The sequence below is a fragment of the Tundrisphaera macrotermitis genome (genome assembly GCF_051175315.1).
Taxonomy (GTDB): domain Bacteria; phylum Planctomycetota; class Planctomycetia; order Isosphaerales; family Isosphaeraceae; genus Tundrisphaera.
Window position 1 is genome coordinate 4,012,861 of record NZ_CP195100.1, and the last position, 15,922, is coordinate 4,028,782.

Here is a 15,922-nt window from a genome sequence, read left to right on the forward strand (position 1 = left end):
CCTCGCCTCATCGCGTCGCGTTCACGCCCCGGTCGGCCAGATATCCTCGAAGACCTCGTATCCGCTCGGTCCCAGGCCCAGGCTCTGGTAGACCCGGCGGGCGCGGTCGTTGTGGCCCTCGACATAGAGGCGCAGGCCGATCACGTCGGGCGACTCCCGTGCGGTGTCGCGGATGGTCGCATACAGGAGGCGGAAGACGCCCTGTCCCCGATATTCATCGACGACATACACGCTCTGGAACCACCAGATCCAGCCCCCCCGCCAGTCGCTCCACTCGCGGGTGATCGCCGCCTGGCCTACGAAGCGGGATCCGCCGGGCTCGGAGAGTTCGGCCACCCAGTACTTCAACCGGTCGGGATCGGCGAGGGCCTCCGAAACGCCTCGACCGAGAACCTCGGGATCGAGCCGTTTCTGTTCGGTCTCCTCGGCGAGCCGGAGGTTGGATTCGACGATGTCAGCATGATCGCCCGGGCGGGCATCTCGAACCGTGATCTTGGACATCAAATCCGCTCACCGCGACGATTTCTCGCCCGCCTGCTGGCCTCTTCGAGGACACGATTCTCGTCCTCGCTCAGCGTGTTCCGGCCTTGCTGGGCGATCTTGACCAGGATTTCATCCAGCTTCTCATCGAACATTTCTTCGGGGATCAGCAACGAAGGAGCCGGCTTCGTCACGGCCGAGGAGATGTTGGAAGTCCAGGTCGGTCCCGATGTGGCGCGGGTCGGGGTCGGCTCCCGCGTCTCGGCCGATACGATCCGAAGTCGGGGTTTTCGGCTGAAAAACGGGTCGAGTCGGGAGATCCGGAGATTGCCGACCTTGAACAGATATCCATAAGCGGCCCCTCCCAGGTGAGAGGCGAACGCCACCGGTTCGTCCGACCGAACGAGGAGTTGCAGCACGTTGTAGCCCAGGAAGACCATGAGCAGGAGGCGCATCTCCACCGGGAAGATCAGGAAGATGACCTCCCGGCGCGGATAGTAGAGGGTATAGAGCACCATCACGGCCATGACCGCGCCCGACGCGCCCAACATCATGCCATGGCGGGGGCCGAAGGCATCGACCACGGCCCAGCAGAACGTGCTGAAGGCCGCGGCGGTCAGGTACATCGCGGCAAAATCGCGACTGCCGTAGAACCGCTCCATCTCCCGCCCGACCATCCACAGGAACATCATGTTGAAGAGGATGTGGAGCGGGTTGTCCTTGTCGTGGATGAACGTGGCGGTGACGAGTTCCCAGATGCGATATTCCTGGAAAATCCCGTGACTGGTCGCCTCGAACCAGGACGTGAGCGGGGGGATCAGCTGCTGGCCGACGAACAGGGCCACATTGGCCATGATGATCGCCTTGCAGGCCGGGGCCTCGCCGGAGAGCCAGCCCCCGCCCCGCGTCTTGTCGCGATAGTATTCGCGGTCAGAGATGCCCATGGTGGCTCCGACGGACGTCGTCCACGACAAGCCGGCCGGGACGCCCGAAAATCAGGGATCTTTGTTTCATCATCGGGACCCCGTCGGGCCCTGTCAACCGGATTCGAGCCGTCGATTTGCCGACGCCCAATGACCGGCTTCATTCGGAAGAGAGGGCCTCGACCGCCTCGCGGCGATCGGCATAGATGGGCCAGACGAAATCGAGGGAAGTCAGGTGGAGGAGTTCTTTGGCCCGCGTTGAGACCCCGGACAAGGCCATGGTCCCGCCCTTGGCCTTGACCATCTTCCAGCATCGGAGCAGGACGGCCAGGAACACCGAACCGAAATAATCGACCTGCGACAGGTCGAAGACGAGCAGGGGATCATCGAACGTCTTGAGACGGCTGAAGATCAGGTCGGCGGCCTGCTCCTCCAGTCCCATCGCGATCGTTTCCAGCGCGGGGGTGGCCGAGATGACCATCACTTCGCCCCGCCGTTCGATCGTGAACGCGTCCGGCGTTTGAGGGATTGTCATGGTGGTCGGCTCATGTTGAGTGAGGGCGGGAAGCGGACGCCCGGGTTGAGGCCGGAGTCTCAAGGTAGATCCCACGCAATCCGTCGGCAAGCTCAAAAGTCGAATCCATCGGGAAAATGCCCGAAACGCTTCCAATTCGCGCCGGCCGAAGCGGCAATTCCTCACCATCGCCATCGCCCGTGCGTGAGCGTCTCAACGCCCCACCGGGCGGATCCCGGGCCGTTGACGCCGATCTCCTAGAAAGGGAACGCTCGGCCGGCCGGATCGGACGATTGTGCTTGACCTCGTCCTAAAATCAAACAAACAATCGAACAAGGGCGGATCGCCTGGATCCGTTCCTCCGAGGAGTCCGGCCCCATGCTTCGACGAACCATTGCCCTGACCTGTTGCGTGCTCCTGGCCGGTTCGGACCTGGCCCCTGCGCAGTCACAGAGGTCGAGGTCGCGGGCCGTTTCCTCGAAAGAGGCTCGTGCCGAGAAGGAGGCCCGCCCCGAGCCCACCCTGCCGGCGCATCCCCGGAAGGTCGTGAAGTCCGACGCGGAGTGGGCCAGGCTGCTGACGCAGGACCAGTTCCTGGTCACGCGCAAGAAGGAGACCGAGCAGCCCTTCACCGGCAAGCTGCTCCACAACAAGCAGAAGGGCTACTACCTCTGCGTCTGCTGCGGGAATCCGCTGTTCACCTCGCGAACCAAGTTCGACTCGGGAACAGGCTGGCCCAGTTTCTTCGCGCCGATCCGCCCGGGCAGCGTGGAGAACGAGGTCGACAACTCCTATGGCCAGGTCCGGGTCGAGGTGGTCTGTGCGAGCTGCGATGCCCACCTCGGCCATGTCTTCGACGATGGGCCGGCGCCCACGGGCCTCCGCTACTGCATGAACTCACTGGCGCTGAAGTTCGTCAAGGAACTGCCCGAGGCCGAAGACGCGACCAAGAAGAAGCCGGAAACGACCTCCACCGAGCCCGACGCCGCATCCCCCAAGGAAGCCGCGATCCCGAACCCCTGAGCGGGGCCCAGAACTTCTTGGACAATTTCTGAGTAGCCTATTGCATTCCCCCCGGTAGAACCCTATATTGACCTTCGCCCCGAGTGACTCGGGTCAAACGAAATAACGAGCCGGTGAGGACGACACCTTCCTCACCGGATTCAAAGCGGGAGTAGCTCAGTGGTAGAGCGCCACGTTGCCAACGTGGTTGTCGTGGGTTCAAATCCCATCTCCCGCTCCATTCTACCCTTGCAGACCGGGCTGGCGGCTGACGCTCGAGCGCTTCGGGTGCGTGGTGGCGATCATGCCATCCCAACCGGTAGGCGCCCCAGGATAGCCGTCGATGAGCACCGGTGAGCAAGACCTCGCATCGCCCGCCACCATCTCCGATGACGGCCCCTCCGCCGATGCCGAGACCCCCAAGCTCAAGCTCGACCTCGATGTCCAGATCACGGACGTGGGGCCTTGCAAGAAGCACCTGAAGGTCTCGATCCCTCAGACGGATGTTGAGAGGCAGTTCAAGGAATCGGTCGGGACCATGGCGAGAGAGGCGGTCGTCCCCGGCTTCCGGCCGGGACATGCACCCCGCCAGCTAGTGGAGCGTCGGTTCCGTAAGCAGGTCTCCGGTCAGGTGAAATCCACCTTGATCCTGGCCTGCATGGAACAGCTTGACGAAGACCACAAGCTCAACCCGATCACCCAACCCGAACTCGACGTCGACGCCATCGAGATGCCCGAAGACGGGCCGATGGTCTTCGAGATGGACGTGGAGGTCCGCCCGGACTTCCCGCTCCCCGCCTACAAGGCGCTCACGATCAAGAGCCCGGTGAAGGCGGTCGAGGATTCCGACATCGACGGCCAGGTGAAGGCGTTCCAGGAACGCTACGCCCAGCTCGTTCCGAAGTTGGAGGGCGGGGCCGAGGTCGGCGACTTCATCACCGCCAACCTGGTCTTCCACAAAGACGGGAAGACCTACAACGAGGCCAAGGAAATCCAGTTCCGCCTCCAGCCGGAACTCCGGTTCCAGGATGGGTCGGTCCCCGCGGTCGACAAGGTCCTGGTCGGCGTGAAGCCGGACGAGACCCGCGAGGCGGACGCCGTGATCGGCACCTCGTCGCCCGATCCCGAGCTGCGCGGCCAGAACATCCGCGTGACCTTCAACGTCCTCGACTTGAAGACGCTCCGCCTGCCCGAGCTGAACGCCGATTTCTTCCGCTCGACCGGCTTCACCGACCTGGCTGACCTTCGCGATGCCCTCCGCGGCGTCCTGGAGCGCCGCTTCGAATACCAGCGCAAGCAGGCGATCCGTCGCGAACTGCTGGAAAAGCTGGTGGCCGAGACGCCGTTCGAACTGCCGGCCGACCTCGTGTCGCGGCAGGAGAAGACCACGCTCCGCCGCCTGATGATGGAGTTGCGGCAGGGCGGCCTGAACGACACGGAGATCCGGGCCCGCGAGGCGGAGCTTCGGGCCAACGCCCACGCTTCGACCCTCCGCAGCCTCAAGGAATTCTTCCTCCTGGCCAAGATCGCCGAGGCCGAATCGATCAAGGTCGAGGAAGAAGACCTCAGCCAGGAGATCGAGGCGATCGCCGCCCGGACCGACGAGAGCCCCCGCCGGGTCCGGGCCCGGGTGGAAAAGGAAGGGCTGGCCGACCCCCTCGCCTCCCAGATCCTCGAACGGAAGACGATCGATCGCATCCTCGAGTACATCAAGCTTGAGGAAGTCCCGATGGTCCAGGATGAGGCGGTCGAGACGCTCGACCAGACGGCCACGACGGCCCCCGAGTCCGCCGAAGAGGTCGAGCCGGCCTGACCTTCGGGTCGGGCTGACCTTCGTCCATCCCTCGCTCGACGTTCCACGGCCAGGCCCGGGCACCCGCCTTGATCGGCGGGGCCCGGGTCGCGTTCCCCAAGGATCGACCCATGAGCTTCGACCATCCGCTCAGCCCCAACCGGCTCCAGCGCTACAAGGATTATTCCCGGCAGCGGCAGATGGGCTTGGGCGATCTGCTGCTGGAGAACCGGATCGTCTTCCTGGAAGGCGTGATCAATGACGCCTCGGCCAACCTGGCCGTCATGAAGATGCTCTATCTCCAGTTCGAGAACCGCTCGCAGGGCATCAGCTTCTACATCAACAGCCCGGGCGGCAGCGTCTACAGCACGCTGGCCATCTACGATACGATGCAGTTCATCGACTGCCCGGTCGCGACCTATTGCATCGGCATGGCCGCCTCCGGCGCCGCGGTCCTCCTGGCCGGCGGGGCCAAGGGGCGTCGATTCTCGCTGCCGCACTCCAAGATCATGATCCACCAGCCCCACGGGCAGGTGGGCGGCCAGATCTCCGACATCGAGATCCAGGCCCAGGAGATCCTGGCCAACAAGCGGGACATCAACGAGATCCTCGCCAAGCATTGCAACCAGCCCATCGAGCAGGTCGCCCGCGACACCGAGCGTGATCGGTACATGACGGCGCTCCAGGCCAAGGAGTATGGGCTCGTCGATGAGGTGGTGGGGCACATCCCCGCCTCCGAGGCGAACAAGCCTCCCGTCTAATCCGTCGCGTACTTGGCTCGAACGCATCATCGGCTGACCGCTTCTTCCACGGGGACCCCTCCATGCCATTGATCCCGATCGTCATCGAGCGGAGCGGTCGCGAAGAGCGGGCGATGGACATCTATTCCCGCCTGCTCCAGGACCGCATCATCCTCCTGGGCTCGGCCATCGACGACCAGGTCGCCAACGTGGTCGTCGCGCAGATGCTGGTCCTGGCCCATCAGGATAGCAAGGCCGATATCCACCTCTACATCAACAGCCCGGGCGGCAGCGTGACCGCCGGCATGGCCATCTACGACACCATGCAGTTCGTCCCCTGCGACGTCGCCACCTACTGCATGGGCCAGTGTGCCAGCATGGGTTCCCTGCTCCTCGCGGCCGGTGCGAAGGGGAAGCGGAACTCCCTGCCGCACGGCCGGATCATGATCCACCAGCCGCTCGCCGGCATGGAAGGGACCGCCACCGAGATCCTGATCCATGCCGAAGAATTCATCCGGATGAAGAAGCAGCTCAACGGGATCTATCAGAAGCACACCGGCCAGACCCTGGAACGGCTCCAGGAAGACACCGACCGCGACCGCTTCATGTCCCCCGAAGAAGCTCGCGACTACGGGCTGATCGACAACGTGGTGGAGCGCGAGCCGGCCATCACCTTGAACCCGAACCCGGTTCCCTGATCATCCGGCGACGATCGAAACATTGACGGCGGGGGGTCCCTGGCGACCCCCCGCCGTCGTTTCATTTCCATCGCGCGATCGCGTCGGTGATCCAGGGGGCCAGGAAGATCAGGGCGGCCAGCAGGAACATCGCCTGGGCCATCGCGGACCGACCGGCTTCCGCCCTCCGGAGCAAGGCGACGAGACTGGGCCTGAGCGCCAGGATCAAGGCTTCCGGATTGCGACCCCGCGCCTCGACGACCCCGGCGCGAAGGAGTCTCGACGACCTGATCGCGATTCCATGCTCCCGCGCCTCATCCTCGACCCCGTCGATCGTCGGGCAGGCCCCGCCCTGAAGCGAGCCGAAGGCCTGCCTGGCCAGTCGGTGGAGTTCCTCCGGCCGGATGTTGTAGATCGCCACCCGCCGCGAGGCGGAGGTCATGGCGATCGCGGTCCCCACCGCGACGATCGCACCCCAGGTCGTCCAGGCGACCATCGTCGAGCCGCCCAGGATCTTCCCGACGATCAGATGGCCGACCGGGCCGAATGCGATGATTCCCCCCAGCCCCCCGGCCAGCAAGGCGGCGTCCAACGGGCCCGCGACCAGGCGTGGCCTCGACCCGGAATGCAACAGCCCCAAGACGCCGAAGTAAATGGCGAGCGGGACCGTGATCAGGCTCATGGGAGTGGCGTGCGACATGAGCGGGCCGCGTCCTGATTCAGGGCTCGTCCGAACAAGCCAGGTCGGCGATCAATCCTTCGTTCGCCTCGGGGAAGCGGCGATGGGCCAGATCCCGGGCGGCCACCCAGAGGAATCCCGAGTCGGGGGCCGGCTCGCACTCCGCCGACTCGGGGCGACAATGGAAGTACGAAAGCTCGACCAGCCCATGCGGGTAGCGATGGGTGATCGTCCGATCGAGCCGGCCGACCCTGATCACCATCCCGACTTCTTCCCGGCATTCGCGGGCGGTGGCGGCCTCGGGCGTCTCCCCCGGCTCGCATTTCCCGCCGGGGAACTCCCAGACGCCGGGCATCGGCGACCCGGGAGGCCGGATCCGGACCAGGTATCGACCGTCGCGAGCGATCAGGCCGATCCCGACCCGGATCGGGGTTTCCGCGTGCGGGCCGTTCAGACTTTCCCTTCCTTGGCCATCTCGATGGCCCGGCCGGGCGAGCCCATCACGTTGTAGCCGCAATCGACGTGGAGGATCTCGCCGGTGATCCCGCTGGCCAGGTCCGAGAGGAGGAACATCCCGGCCGAACCGACCTCTTCGCGGAGGATGTTGCGGCCGAGAGGCGAGACGGCCTCGTACAGCCCGGCGAGCTTGTCCGAATCCCCGACGGCCGAGGCGGCCAGCGTCTTGACCGGGCCGGCGGACAGGCCGTTGACCCGGATCTTCTTGGGGCCCAGGTCATAGGCCAGGTACTTCACGGCCATGTCGAGGGCGGCCTTGCAGACGCCCATCAGGTTGTATCCGGACACGACCCGCTCGCCGCCGAAGTAGGTCAGCGTCTCGATCGAGCCACCCTCCGGCATGACCTCGGCGGCATGCTTCGCCACGCTGGCCAGCGAGTAGACGCTGATGTCCATCGCCGTCTTGAATCCATCGCGGCTGGACTGGACGAACGGCTTCTTCAGGTCGTCGATCGGCGCATAGGCGATCGAGTGGAGGACGAAGTCGAGCGAGCCATACACCTCGCCGGCCTCGCGGAAGGTGCGGGCGATGTCCTCGTCCTTCTGCACGTCGCACGGCGTGATGAGCTTGGCCCCGATCGGCTCGGCGAGCTTGCGGACCCGACGCTCCATCTTCTCGCCCGGCAAGTGCGTGAAGCCGACCTCGGCCCCTTCCGCCAGCAATTTCTGGGTGATCGCCCAGGCGATGCTGAAGTCGTTGGCGAGCCCAAGGACCATGCCTCTTTTGCCCGAGAATAAGCCCATCGGCCCGGTTCCTTTCACCGTCGCGAAATCTCGACCCATCAACACTGCGTTCGCGCGCGGAAATTCCTCGCTTGGCGGATCGACCACGCCACCAGAGGATAGCGTGCCGGCCGCGTCCGCTCAACCTCATTCGAGGCGCTTCGTCAAGGCTTCGGCCCGGGGCCGTCCGCCCGGGCGGGCGGTTCGTCGAGCGGCAGCGCCAGGGATTGCAGGTCGCGATCGATCACCGCCCGGGCCCGGGCCAATGCCGTTCGGGTCGCGGCCCCCACCGCCAGGCTCTTCTGCTTGAGATCGTCCGAGACCGTGCCGAGGCCGAGCGATTCGACCAGCCCGAATGCCGCCTTGACCTGGGGGTCTTCCGCGAGGCCGTCCCCGGCGTTCGCCGGGAGGTCCCCGGGGCCGGCGATGCCCGACCGCGACAGGCCCGCCACCCACCGGTCCGCACCACCGACCCGGACCCAGAGCGTCACGCGGACCGAGACCGCCGAGAAGTCGGGGGCGATTTCCAGTTCGGTGACGACCGCACCCGACCTCCCGCGTGTGCCTAGTTCGCGGAGACGGTTCGGCAATGGGTCGGGGGCCGGTGCCTCGCCGAGCAGGTCCTTGAGTGCATCGGCGGCGGTCGCGAGCGCCGCCCCGGCCGGGGGCGGCTCGCCCGGAGCAGGCTCGGGGAATAGGGTCCCCTGATAGCGGAGGAACCGATTCCCCGTGTCGTGGACGACCTCGGTCGCCGCCCTGCGGAGCAGCCAGCGGTCGTCGGCCTCGGCCGGCAGCGGGAGGAGCGTATCCAGGGGGACCGGGGTCTCCGCGTCCACCGCGAAACCTCGCCCCTCCAGGGCTTGCTTCAACGATGCGACCGGCATCGTCTCCACCTCATCAAGGCCGATCGACCAGCCCAGCCTGAGCAGCCGGCCGACCTTCGCGGACTTCCGTGCCGCCGACTTCACGTCGGCCCGATTCAATCGGACGACCATCAGCGGAGAAAGCGACCCCTGGCGGTCCGGCTCGGACTTGAGCCTCGCATCGAGCCAGGCGGTGATTCGGTCTCTCTGTCCCGTCGACGCGGGACGATCGCGCCGCCACGCCGCCAGGCGAGTCGCCCTCTGGGCCTCCGCGCGACGGATGACGGGTTCTTCATTCCGCTTCCAGGCTTCGTAACGCCCGGGGGCGTTGGCCTCCGCCCACGAGCGGCGAATGAGGAGCGATGGCGTTCCGCCTCGACGATCCGGTTCGAGCAACTGACCGAGGAGGACCTTGCCGTCGCGGAGGGTCACGGCGTCGGCGGCCATGTCTTCGGCGATCCCCGAAGCGACGAGGCCCAATCCGATGATGAGGATTGTCACTGGACCGCTCCCTCCCCAGAATGGATGACGACACGACCCCTGGACATGATAGACCGATCATTGTCCGAGTTCATCCAGGAAATTGGATGATTTCGTGCATGGACCGTCGATCGCCCCGCCCAGGGGGAGGGACGCGGGCCGAGGCGGGTGCTATCCGACATGATTGATTTAACGCCGCTGGGAGATCGGGCCTTCCTCGCGCGGTTCGCGACCGAATCCGAGGCCCAGGCCTGGGGCGAGGCGGTCCGCCGGCGCGGTTGGCCGGGGGTGATTGAGGTGACGGTGGCCTATGCTTCGGCGGCCGTCTTCGCCGACTCGGATCGGGTCGACCTGGAGGCCCTGGAACGCGTGCTCCGGACGATCGAACCCGGGCCGACGATCTCCTTCAACGGGCGATTGATCCGGGTGCCGGTCCTCTACGACGGGCCCGATCTGGGCGAAGTCGCCGGCCGCGTCGGGCTGCCCCACGCCTCGCTGATCGAGGAGCACTCGGGGCGGGATTACAAGGTCTACGCGATTGGCTTCCAGCCCGGCTTCCCCTACGCCGGATACCTGGAAGGGCGACTGGCGGGGTTGCCTCGCCTGGCCAGCCCCCGGCCCCGGGTGCCGGCCGGCTCGGTGGCGATCGCGGGCCGGCAGACGGGCATCTATCCGAGGGCCACCCCGGGGGGGTGGCTCCTGCTGGGCCGGACTCCGGCCCGGATCGTGGACCTGGAACGCGGCGAATTCCCGATCCGGGTCGGCGATCGCCTCCGATTCGAACCGATCGGCCCTGGTGCCTATCGCGACCGGCTCGGCGAGGGGCTGGTTGCGGACGAGACAGAAGGCTAATTCCGGATTCCATCGGGGACCGGAGTGGCCAGGAGTTGGGTGCGGACCCGTTCCAACTCAGGCGATGAACCAACTTCGGCCCGCGCCTCATTGAGGCGGCGCAGCCCCTGCCGTCGGTTGGCCGAAACCTCCGAAGGCCGGGCCCTGGCATCGAGCGCGATCGAGAGGATGGCCAGTTCACGCAGGTCTTCGCGGATGCCCTGCTCGACGACGTCGGCGAGGGTCCCGTCGCGCGTGTCGAGGAATTTCTTGCGTTCGCGCCAGAGGTCATGGGCCAAGTCGGCCAGCACGCCGTCGGCCTCTTTATTGCGGGGGGCCGAGGAGGTGATCCGATCCTGGTCGCGGAGGCTGGCGACGGCCAGGGCCAGGTGTTCGGCGTCTTCCTGGCGATGCTTCAGCCGGGACTGGTGGTAGGATTCGATATCCATGGGGGTCAACCCGGGCCCCCGGGTCGCGATGAGTGTGAGGAGGGTCGCCAGGGCTACCGCCAATCCCATCATCATCAGGGCCAGGGCGTGAGGCCTCCTCCGCCGCCACCGCCTCCAACGTTCGATCGGATCGCGGTCGGAGACCCCCCGCAACGGGAGGTCGGCCAGGTATCGCCTCAGGTCTTCCACCAAGGCCGAGGCATCGGGATAGCGATCGCGGGGGTCGATCGCCATGGCGCGGGCGATCAGTTCGGCGAGGCTCGATGAGACCTGCCGATTGGCCCGCCGGAGTTGCCGGGCGATGTCGCGGGACTCGGCCGGCGGCGGCAGCGTGCCTCCCAGCATCTCGAAGAGGAGCACCCCGAGCGAGTAGATGTCGGACCGGGCGTCCACGGCCGACCGGGGGGGGAGACCCTGGCGGATCCGCACCAGGGCATCGGCCTGCTCCGGCGACATGTAAGTCGGAGTTCCTCCGATCGAGCCGGGGCTCGGGTCATCGGCCTGGACCGGGGCCCGTGCCAGGTGGAAATCGAGCAGCATCGGTTGCCCGTCCGCGGCGATCAGCACGTTGGACGGCTTGAGGTCGAGGTGGACGAGGCCGCGCTCGTGGGCATGGAGCAGGGCCTGGCCCAGGCAGGTCCCGATCCAGGCGACGGCCTGGGCATAGCTCGCGCGGGCCAGCCAGGCCCGGGCCGATCCGCTGCCGGGCAGGTCGACGGGCTGGGCTTCGCGAGAGCGGTCGAGGACTTCCAGGAGATCCGCCCCGGTGCGCGCCCCGGGCGGGATCGGGCCCAGGGCGGTCGAGAGGCGGGCCAGGGTCAGGGAGCCGAGATAGGGCATGAACAGGGCACGCAGGCCCAGTTCCGGGAAGACGGGGGCCGCGTAGAGGGGGACGATGTAGGTGTGCTGGAGCCGGGCCAGCGTCAGATGCTCGACCCCGCGCAAGGGGATCACTTTTAATACGATCGGGCGATCCGCCAGGGCGAACTGGGTGGCCAGGAACACGCGCCCGAGGGCGCCCCGGCCCAGTTCCGAGAGCAGGCGAGCATCCCCCAGGGTCCCGCCCACCTCCGGGAATGCAGCGGCGGGGGCCTCGTCGTCGAGGACCCTGTGGGCGGTCAGCAACATCTGGAGTTCGTCGCGATGGGCGGGGAACCGCCCGAGCATCTCGACCGAAAGGGACTTCGGGCCTTCCTCCTGGCGCAGGCAGATCTCCTCGTAGATCAGCCGAAGCACGACGCGAGGCTCGTCGCGGAGGTCGGGCGAGTCCGCCAGGACATCTTCGACGGACCTCCTGAGGCCGATCCGCCAGTCCTCGGCCATCGCGATCGCCAGCCCCTCGGCGAGGGTCTCGACCGAGGGCTCTTGATCCGGCTCGAAGTTCGCCATCAGCGTGGGGACGGTCGCTCGTTCCGGCATGGTGTCATCCTGTCGAGGACTCACGCTGTTTCTTCTCGACCCCGAGCCGGCCGGCCATGTCGTAGAAGACCCGACGGATGCTCGAGGGGTGCATGCGAGAGCGGTCGGCCATCTCGGCCAGGCTCCGGCCCTCCCGCTTCATCCGGAACAATTCCCGATGCTGGGGTGGGCAGGACGCGAGGATCGAATCCCACAGCTCATCGGCGTGGACGGCCTCGCTGGGCCGATCGCGGGCGGGCGATGCGACGGCGTCGAGTTCCGCCCCGGAGGCGGGCCGCTCGCGATCCATCGCGGCGGCATGCTGACGCTGGCGATCGATCAGGCGGTTCCGGGCCGCCCGGGCCAGGAAGGCCTGGAGACGGGCGGCGTCGGGGAACCGGTCCCCCCCCTCGCGGAAGAGGTCGAGCAGATCGACCCAGATCGATTGGACGATGTCCTCCGAATCCAGCTTGGAGCGGAGCGTCGCGCTCAGGCGACGGCGGACGACCATCCTCAGGAACGGCACATAGGTCTCGAAGACATCCCCGACGGCAGCCTCGTCGCCCCGATTCAGGCGCCGGATCATCTCGTCGATCAGGGCATCGTCCCGGTCCATGCTCATGAGATCCCCCAGGTCGCGAGCAGGTCAGGGCTACCCCCGGCGGGGGGCTCGCTGGCCGAGTTCCGGAGCTCGCGCCGGGCTAGCTCCGTGGAGACCACCACCAGCACGCCCAGCATGATCCAGGTCACGGGCGAGAGGGCAGCCATCCGGACCAGCCGGCCGACGGAATGAGAGCGGACGGAGGCGATCAGCTCGCCCATCTCCCGCACCAAACCGGAGACATCGACGGGATCGAGCTGCGAGGCATCGAGCGCGGCCCGCACCATGGAAGTGGCGGAGTCGAGTTCGAGGGCGAGGACCTCCGACGAGATCCTGGGGAGCGATTCCGCGAGGTCCGAAACGACGGCGAGAGCGAGCTCGATCCCGTCGCGGGTCGCCTCGTAGGTGTCCGACGAAGCGATCTCGGCGAGGAGCGCGGACGGGGCCGCGAGCGTGGCCGCGGACGAGGCCGCCGAGAGGATGGGCGACAGGCCCAGGGGTTCCCACGTGGTCTCGAACTGGAGTTCATCGGCCGGAGGGCCGCCGGAAGGGTTCCCCGGGATGAAATACCCGGCAGGGCCGCTCGAAGTCCATGCGACGGGCGTACTCATGAGCGAGCCCGACCGCTCCGCCGAACCCCCGGCGAAGATCGTCGGGGCGGGAGCCGAAGTACCCTTCAAGCTATCGGATGCGGTCGAGGCGGGTTTGGACGGCTTCTCCCCGACCTCATCCGGCGACGCGACGGGCCTGGCGGTCTCCGGGTTGCCCGGGGGCGGCGAGGCCGGGGCCGACGGCGGTGGGACGACCGCCGTCGGGGATTTCGAGGGCGATTCGATCGGGGGCGTCGCCGGACGATCGGGACGCGACGGATCGGCCCCCGAACCGGATCCGATCGGCGGATCGATCGCGGAGGCGGGCGGTGCGGTCGGCCGGTCCCCCTCGGTCGACGCCGGTGGCCCGACTTCCGGGGTCGGAGTCCCCGGGCTGTGAGACTCGTCGGTCGGCGTCCCGGCGGGCGGGGTGGCCGGCGGCGGCGTCACCAGGGGGACCTCGACCGTCGAGGGGCCATCGACGATGGGCACCTCCGGCGGCGGGTTGATCACCGTCGTCGGTTCGGGAATCGGGGTGGTGCCGCTCGACCCCGGGTCGGCCTCCTCCTCGGGGCCCATCGGCACAGGGGAGGGGAGATCCGGGGGGGTGACCACCGGCGTCACGGCCGGTTCGGTGGTGATCGGGGGCGGCGGTTCGACCGGGATCACGATCGTCACGTCTGGAATGATCGGAATCACCACGGGGACGGTCGGTCCGCTCGCCGGAGGGTCGGCGGGGGTCGGTGAAGACGGCGTGGGCCCGATCACGACCACCGGCATGGGCGTGACGATCGGACCGGGCAGGGTGATCGTTGGATCGGGGCCCGCCTGCTCCTCATCCTCGCCCGAAACGTCCTCGACCACGAGATCCTGGAGGATCGGGATCGGCTCGGCGAGCGATCCGACGATCGGAGCCCGGACCTCAACGGTCGGCGATTCGTCGAGGACCGTCGTCACTTGGACCAGCTCGACCGGGATCACCACCGCCGGGATGGTCAGCTGGAGGCCCAACCCGCTGAGCAACCGGCGGTCTTCCAGCGAGCTCCATGGAAATCGAGGGCGGAGCATCCGGGTTTCGCGACGATGAGACGACTTCGCCATGCCCGAGGTCCCTCCATCGAATCGCGGCCGGGCGTATTGTCCAGAGGGCCGGGTGCAGCCCGACGGCGGTCGGGCAGGCCCTGGAGATCGGGAACCGATGCGGCAAGGCGACCGGGTCATCGTCATCCAGGTGGAGTGCGGGCGGCCCGAGGAAGCGACCGGGATGACGAGGCCGGGGCGGAGCAATCATCGACTCATCGAATACCCATGTTACGAGACATGACCCGCCCGTGACGAGTGGTAAACCGACCACGCCCCGGTGATTTCAAAGATCCGTTGTCCTGGGTCACGCAGGGCGTCCACTCTCATCCCAGCGGCGGAGATCGACGGAATCGATTGTTTGCACTCCCGCTTTTAATATGCGACGGGAGGCGAACAAAGGTCGGCCAAGGGGTGAAACAATGCGACTCCGGGCACCCCACCGCCGCGAGGGAGATCGGGGGATGCTCGGAGTCGGCTTGAAAAATCCGAAAGGCAATGTCAACGGGAGGAGGCGCGGGCCCGATACGCCGCGAGCCAGTCCTTGCCATTGGCCGCGGTCAGATCGGCGAAGATGGCGTCGATCTTGCTAGCCTCAGGCGATCCAGCCTTCTCCTTCTCGATCCCCAGGTTCACCAGTCGCTCGGTCTCACCCCTCCAGTTGCGGGTGGCGAGCCCATTGGCGAGGGCGGAGAAGTACCAGACCCGGGCATCCTCGGGGTGATCCGCCTGGAGCCGGGTGAATCGCTCCAGGCTTTCCGCATACTTCTTCTGCCTGAACAGGTCGACGGCCTCGGACATGGCCGCGTCCGCCGCCTGGATATCCGCGGGGGGCCGTGCCGCGTCGGGCGCGGGGGCGGGCCGGGTCGCCGACGCGGCGATCGCGGCGACTTCGCCCTTGAGGGCGTCCAGGGCCGAGGCCAGCTCGCCCACCTTCCGCTCGACGGCATCGATCTTGGCCGGGTCGGCGGGGTCGGCCTTGCTCATGGCCCCCACCTTCTCGTCGATCGCGGCCACCCGGGCGGAGAGCCCTGCCACCGCGTCGGAGGACTTGGCCATCTCGGCGAGTTTATCCTCGACCGATTTCAGGTCGGGGGCGGGCTTCAATGCCAGCTGGTCCAGGCGGTCGGTGGCCGTCTTGAGCGCGGCCTGGAGTTCCGCCACCTGCGCGGACAGCACGCCGGAGGGTTCGGCGGCCGTCGCCGGGGCGGGGGCCTCCGCGGGCGGGGCCTCCGCGGGCTTCTCGCCGGGGGCTTCCGCGGGCTTCTCGCCGGGGGCCTCGGCCGGGGTCGCGGGGTTGTTCTTGTAGGCGTCGTAGCCGAGGAAGCCCAGCCCGCCCAGCAGGGCGAAGGTGATGACCAGCCCGCCCAGGATCGAGATGGGCGAACGGTACAAGGGGTCCGGGGTCGTCGCGGGGGGCTTTGCGGCGGTCTTCTGCGGGCTCGCGGGCGGGGGCGTCGCGACCGGCTTGAATGGTTCGCTCGGGGGCTGCGGCTCGTTGAATTCGAAGTCCTGGGACACGAGACACCATTCCTTCCGCGGTCGAGAAGATTCGGGGGTGATGATCGGTCAGACCCGGCATGA

16 protein-coding genes and 1 tRNA gene are annotated in these 15,922 nt (G+C 67.2%); 6 read left to right on the top strand and 11 right to left on the bottom strand.

Going from position 1 to position 15,922, the window contains the following annotated elements; all coding sequences use genetic code 11:
• Nucleotides 1-21 precede the first annotated feature (21 nt).
• The 3 genes from TA3x_RS16110 to TA3x_RS16120 all read right to left on the bottom strand — a co-directional run bounded on the left by TA3x_RS16110 (nt 22) and on the right by TA3x_RS16120 (nt 1,938).
• Entirely contained in the window at nt 22-501 is a 480-nt protein-coding gene (locus TA3x_RS16110; RefSeq protein WP_435015678.1) for a GNAT family N-acetyltransferase, read from the bottom strand.
• A complete protein-coding gene (locus TA3x_RS16115) occupies nt 501-1,424 on the bottom strand; it encodes a rhomboid family intramembrane serine protease (RefSeq protein ID WP_435015679.1) in 924 nt (307 codons plus the stop codon). Before TA3x_RS16115 ends, TA3x_RS16110 begins: the two co-directional genes overlap by 1 nt.
• Before the next feature lie 139 nt (nt 1,425-1,563).
• A complete protein-coding gene (locus TA3x_RS16120; protein ID WP_435015680.1) occupies nt 1,564-1,938 on the bottom strand; it encodes an STAS domain-containing protein in 375 nt (124 codons plus the stop codon).
• A gap of 501 nt (nt 1,939-2,439) precedes the next feature.
• Here TA3x_RS16120 and msrB point away from each other — a divergent pair.
• From msrB to TA3x_RS16145, 5 genes are all read left to right on the top strand, one after another.
• Nucleotides 2,440-2,940, top strand: a complete 501-nt coding sequence (msrB, locus tag TA3x_RS16125; RefSeq protein ID WP_435022378.1) for a peptide-methionine (R)-S-oxide reductase MsrB — start codon at nt 2,440-2,442, stop codon at nt 2,938-2,940.
• Between the two features lie 145 nt (nt 2,941-3,085).
• Nucleotides 3,086-3,160 (top strand) — tRNA-Gly (locus TA3x_RS16130).
• 102 nt (nt 3,161-3,262) lie between these two features.
• Nucleotides 3,263-4,732: a trigger factor gene (tig, locus tag TA3x_RS16135; protein WP_435015681.1), complete on the top strand. Its 1,470-nt coding sequence runs from the start codon at nt 3,263-3,265 to the stop codon at nt 4,730-4,732.
• Nucleotides 4,733-4,842: 110 nt separating this feature from the next.
• Nucleotides 4,843-5,472: a ClpP family protease gene (locus tag TA3x_RS16140; protein WP_435015682.1), complete on the top strand. Its 630-nt coding sequence runs from the start codon at nt 4,843-4,845 to the stop codon at nt 5,470-5,472.
• Between the two features lie 62 nt (nt 5,473-5,534).
• Nucleotides 5,535-6,149 (top strand): ATP-dependent Clp protease proteolytic subunit, encoded by a 615-nt coding sequence (locus TA3x_RS16145; RefSeq protein ID WP_435015683.1) that lies wholly within the window; start codon nt 5,535-5,537, stop codon nt 6,147-6,149.
• 61 nt (nt 6,150-6,210) lie between these two features.
• Here the strand turns inward: TA3x_RS16145 and TA3x_RS16150 are convergent, their stop codons facing one another.
• The 4 genes from TA3x_RS16150 to TA3x_RS16165 form a co-directional block, all read right to left on the bottom strand.
• Nucleotides 6,211-6,828: a hypothetical protein gene (locus TA3x_RS16150; RefSeq protein ID WP_435015684.1), complete on the bottom strand. Its 618-nt coding sequence runs from the start codon at nt 6,826-6,828 to the stop codon at nt 6,211-6,213.
• Nucleotides 6,829-6,847: 19 nt separating this feature from the next.
• Nucleotides 6,848-7,324 carry a (deoxy)nucleoside triphosphate pyrophosphohydrolase gene (locus TA3x_RS16155; protein ID WP_435015685.1) on the bottom strand — a complete coding sequence of 159 codons (477 nt, stop codon included), beginning with the start codon at nt 7,322-7,324 and terminating at the stop codon, nt 6,848-6,850.
• Nucleotides 7,258-8,067 (bottom strand): enoyl-ACP reductase FabI, encoded by an 810-nt coding sequence (locus TA3x_RS16160; protein ID WP_435015686.1) that lies wholly within the window; start codon nt 8,065-8,067, stop codon nt 7,258-7,260. The genes TA3x_RS16155 and TA3x_RS16160 overlap by 67 nt, the downstream gene beginning before the upstream one ends.
• A 143-nt stretch (nt 8,068-8,210) precedes the next feature.
• Nucleotides 8,211-9,410, bottom strand: a complete 1,200-nt coding sequence (locus TA3x_RS16165) for a hypothetical protein (protein ID WP_435015687.1) — start codon at nt 9,408-9,410, stop codon at nt 8,211-8,213.
• A gap of 159 nt (nt 9,411-9,569) precedes the next feature.
• Between TA3x_RS16165 and pxpB the strand changes: the two genes are divergently transcribed.
• Nucleotides 9,570-10,241, top strand: a complete 672-nt coding sequence (gene pxpB, locus TA3x_RS16170) for a 5-oxoprolinase subunit PxpB (RefSeq protein ID WP_435015688.1) — start codon at nt 9,570-9,572, stop codon at nt 10,239-10,241.
• On the opposite strand, the gene TA3x_RS16175 is transcribed toward pxpB, so the two are convergent.
• From TA3x_RS16175 to TA3x_RS16190, 4 genes are all read right to left on the bottom strand, one after another.
• Nucleotides 10,238-12,088 carry a protein kinase domain-containing protein gene (locus TA3x_RS16175; protein WP_435015689.1) on the bottom strand — a complete coding sequence of 617 codons (1,851 nt, stop codon included), beginning with the start codon at nt 12,086-12,088 and terminating at the stop codon, nt 10,238-10,240. The genes pxpB and TA3x_RS16175 overlap by 4 nt on opposite strands.
• A 4-nt stretch (nt 12,089-12,092) precedes the next feature.
• Nucleotides 12,093-12,689, bottom strand: coding sequence for an RNA polymerase sigma factor (locus tag TA3x_RS16180; RefSeq protein ID WP_435015690.1), 597 nt, complete (start codon nt 12,687-12,689; stop codon nt 12,093-12,095).
• Nucleotides 12,686-14,359: a hypothetical protein gene (locus TA3x_RS16185; RefSeq protein ID WP_435015691.1), complete on the bottom strand. Its 1,674-nt coding sequence runs from the start codon at nt 14,357-14,359 to the stop codon at nt 12,686-12,688. Before TA3x_RS16185 ends, TA3x_RS16180 begins: the two co-directional genes overlap by 4 nt.
• A gap of 480 nt (nt 14,360-14,839) precedes the next feature.
• Nucleotides 14,840-15,859, bottom strand: coding sequence for a hypothetical protein (locus tag TA3x_RS16190; protein WP_435015692.1), 1,020 nt, complete (start codon nt 15,857-15,859; stop codon nt 14,840-14,842).
• Nucleotides 15,860-15,922 lie beyond the last annotated feature (63 nt).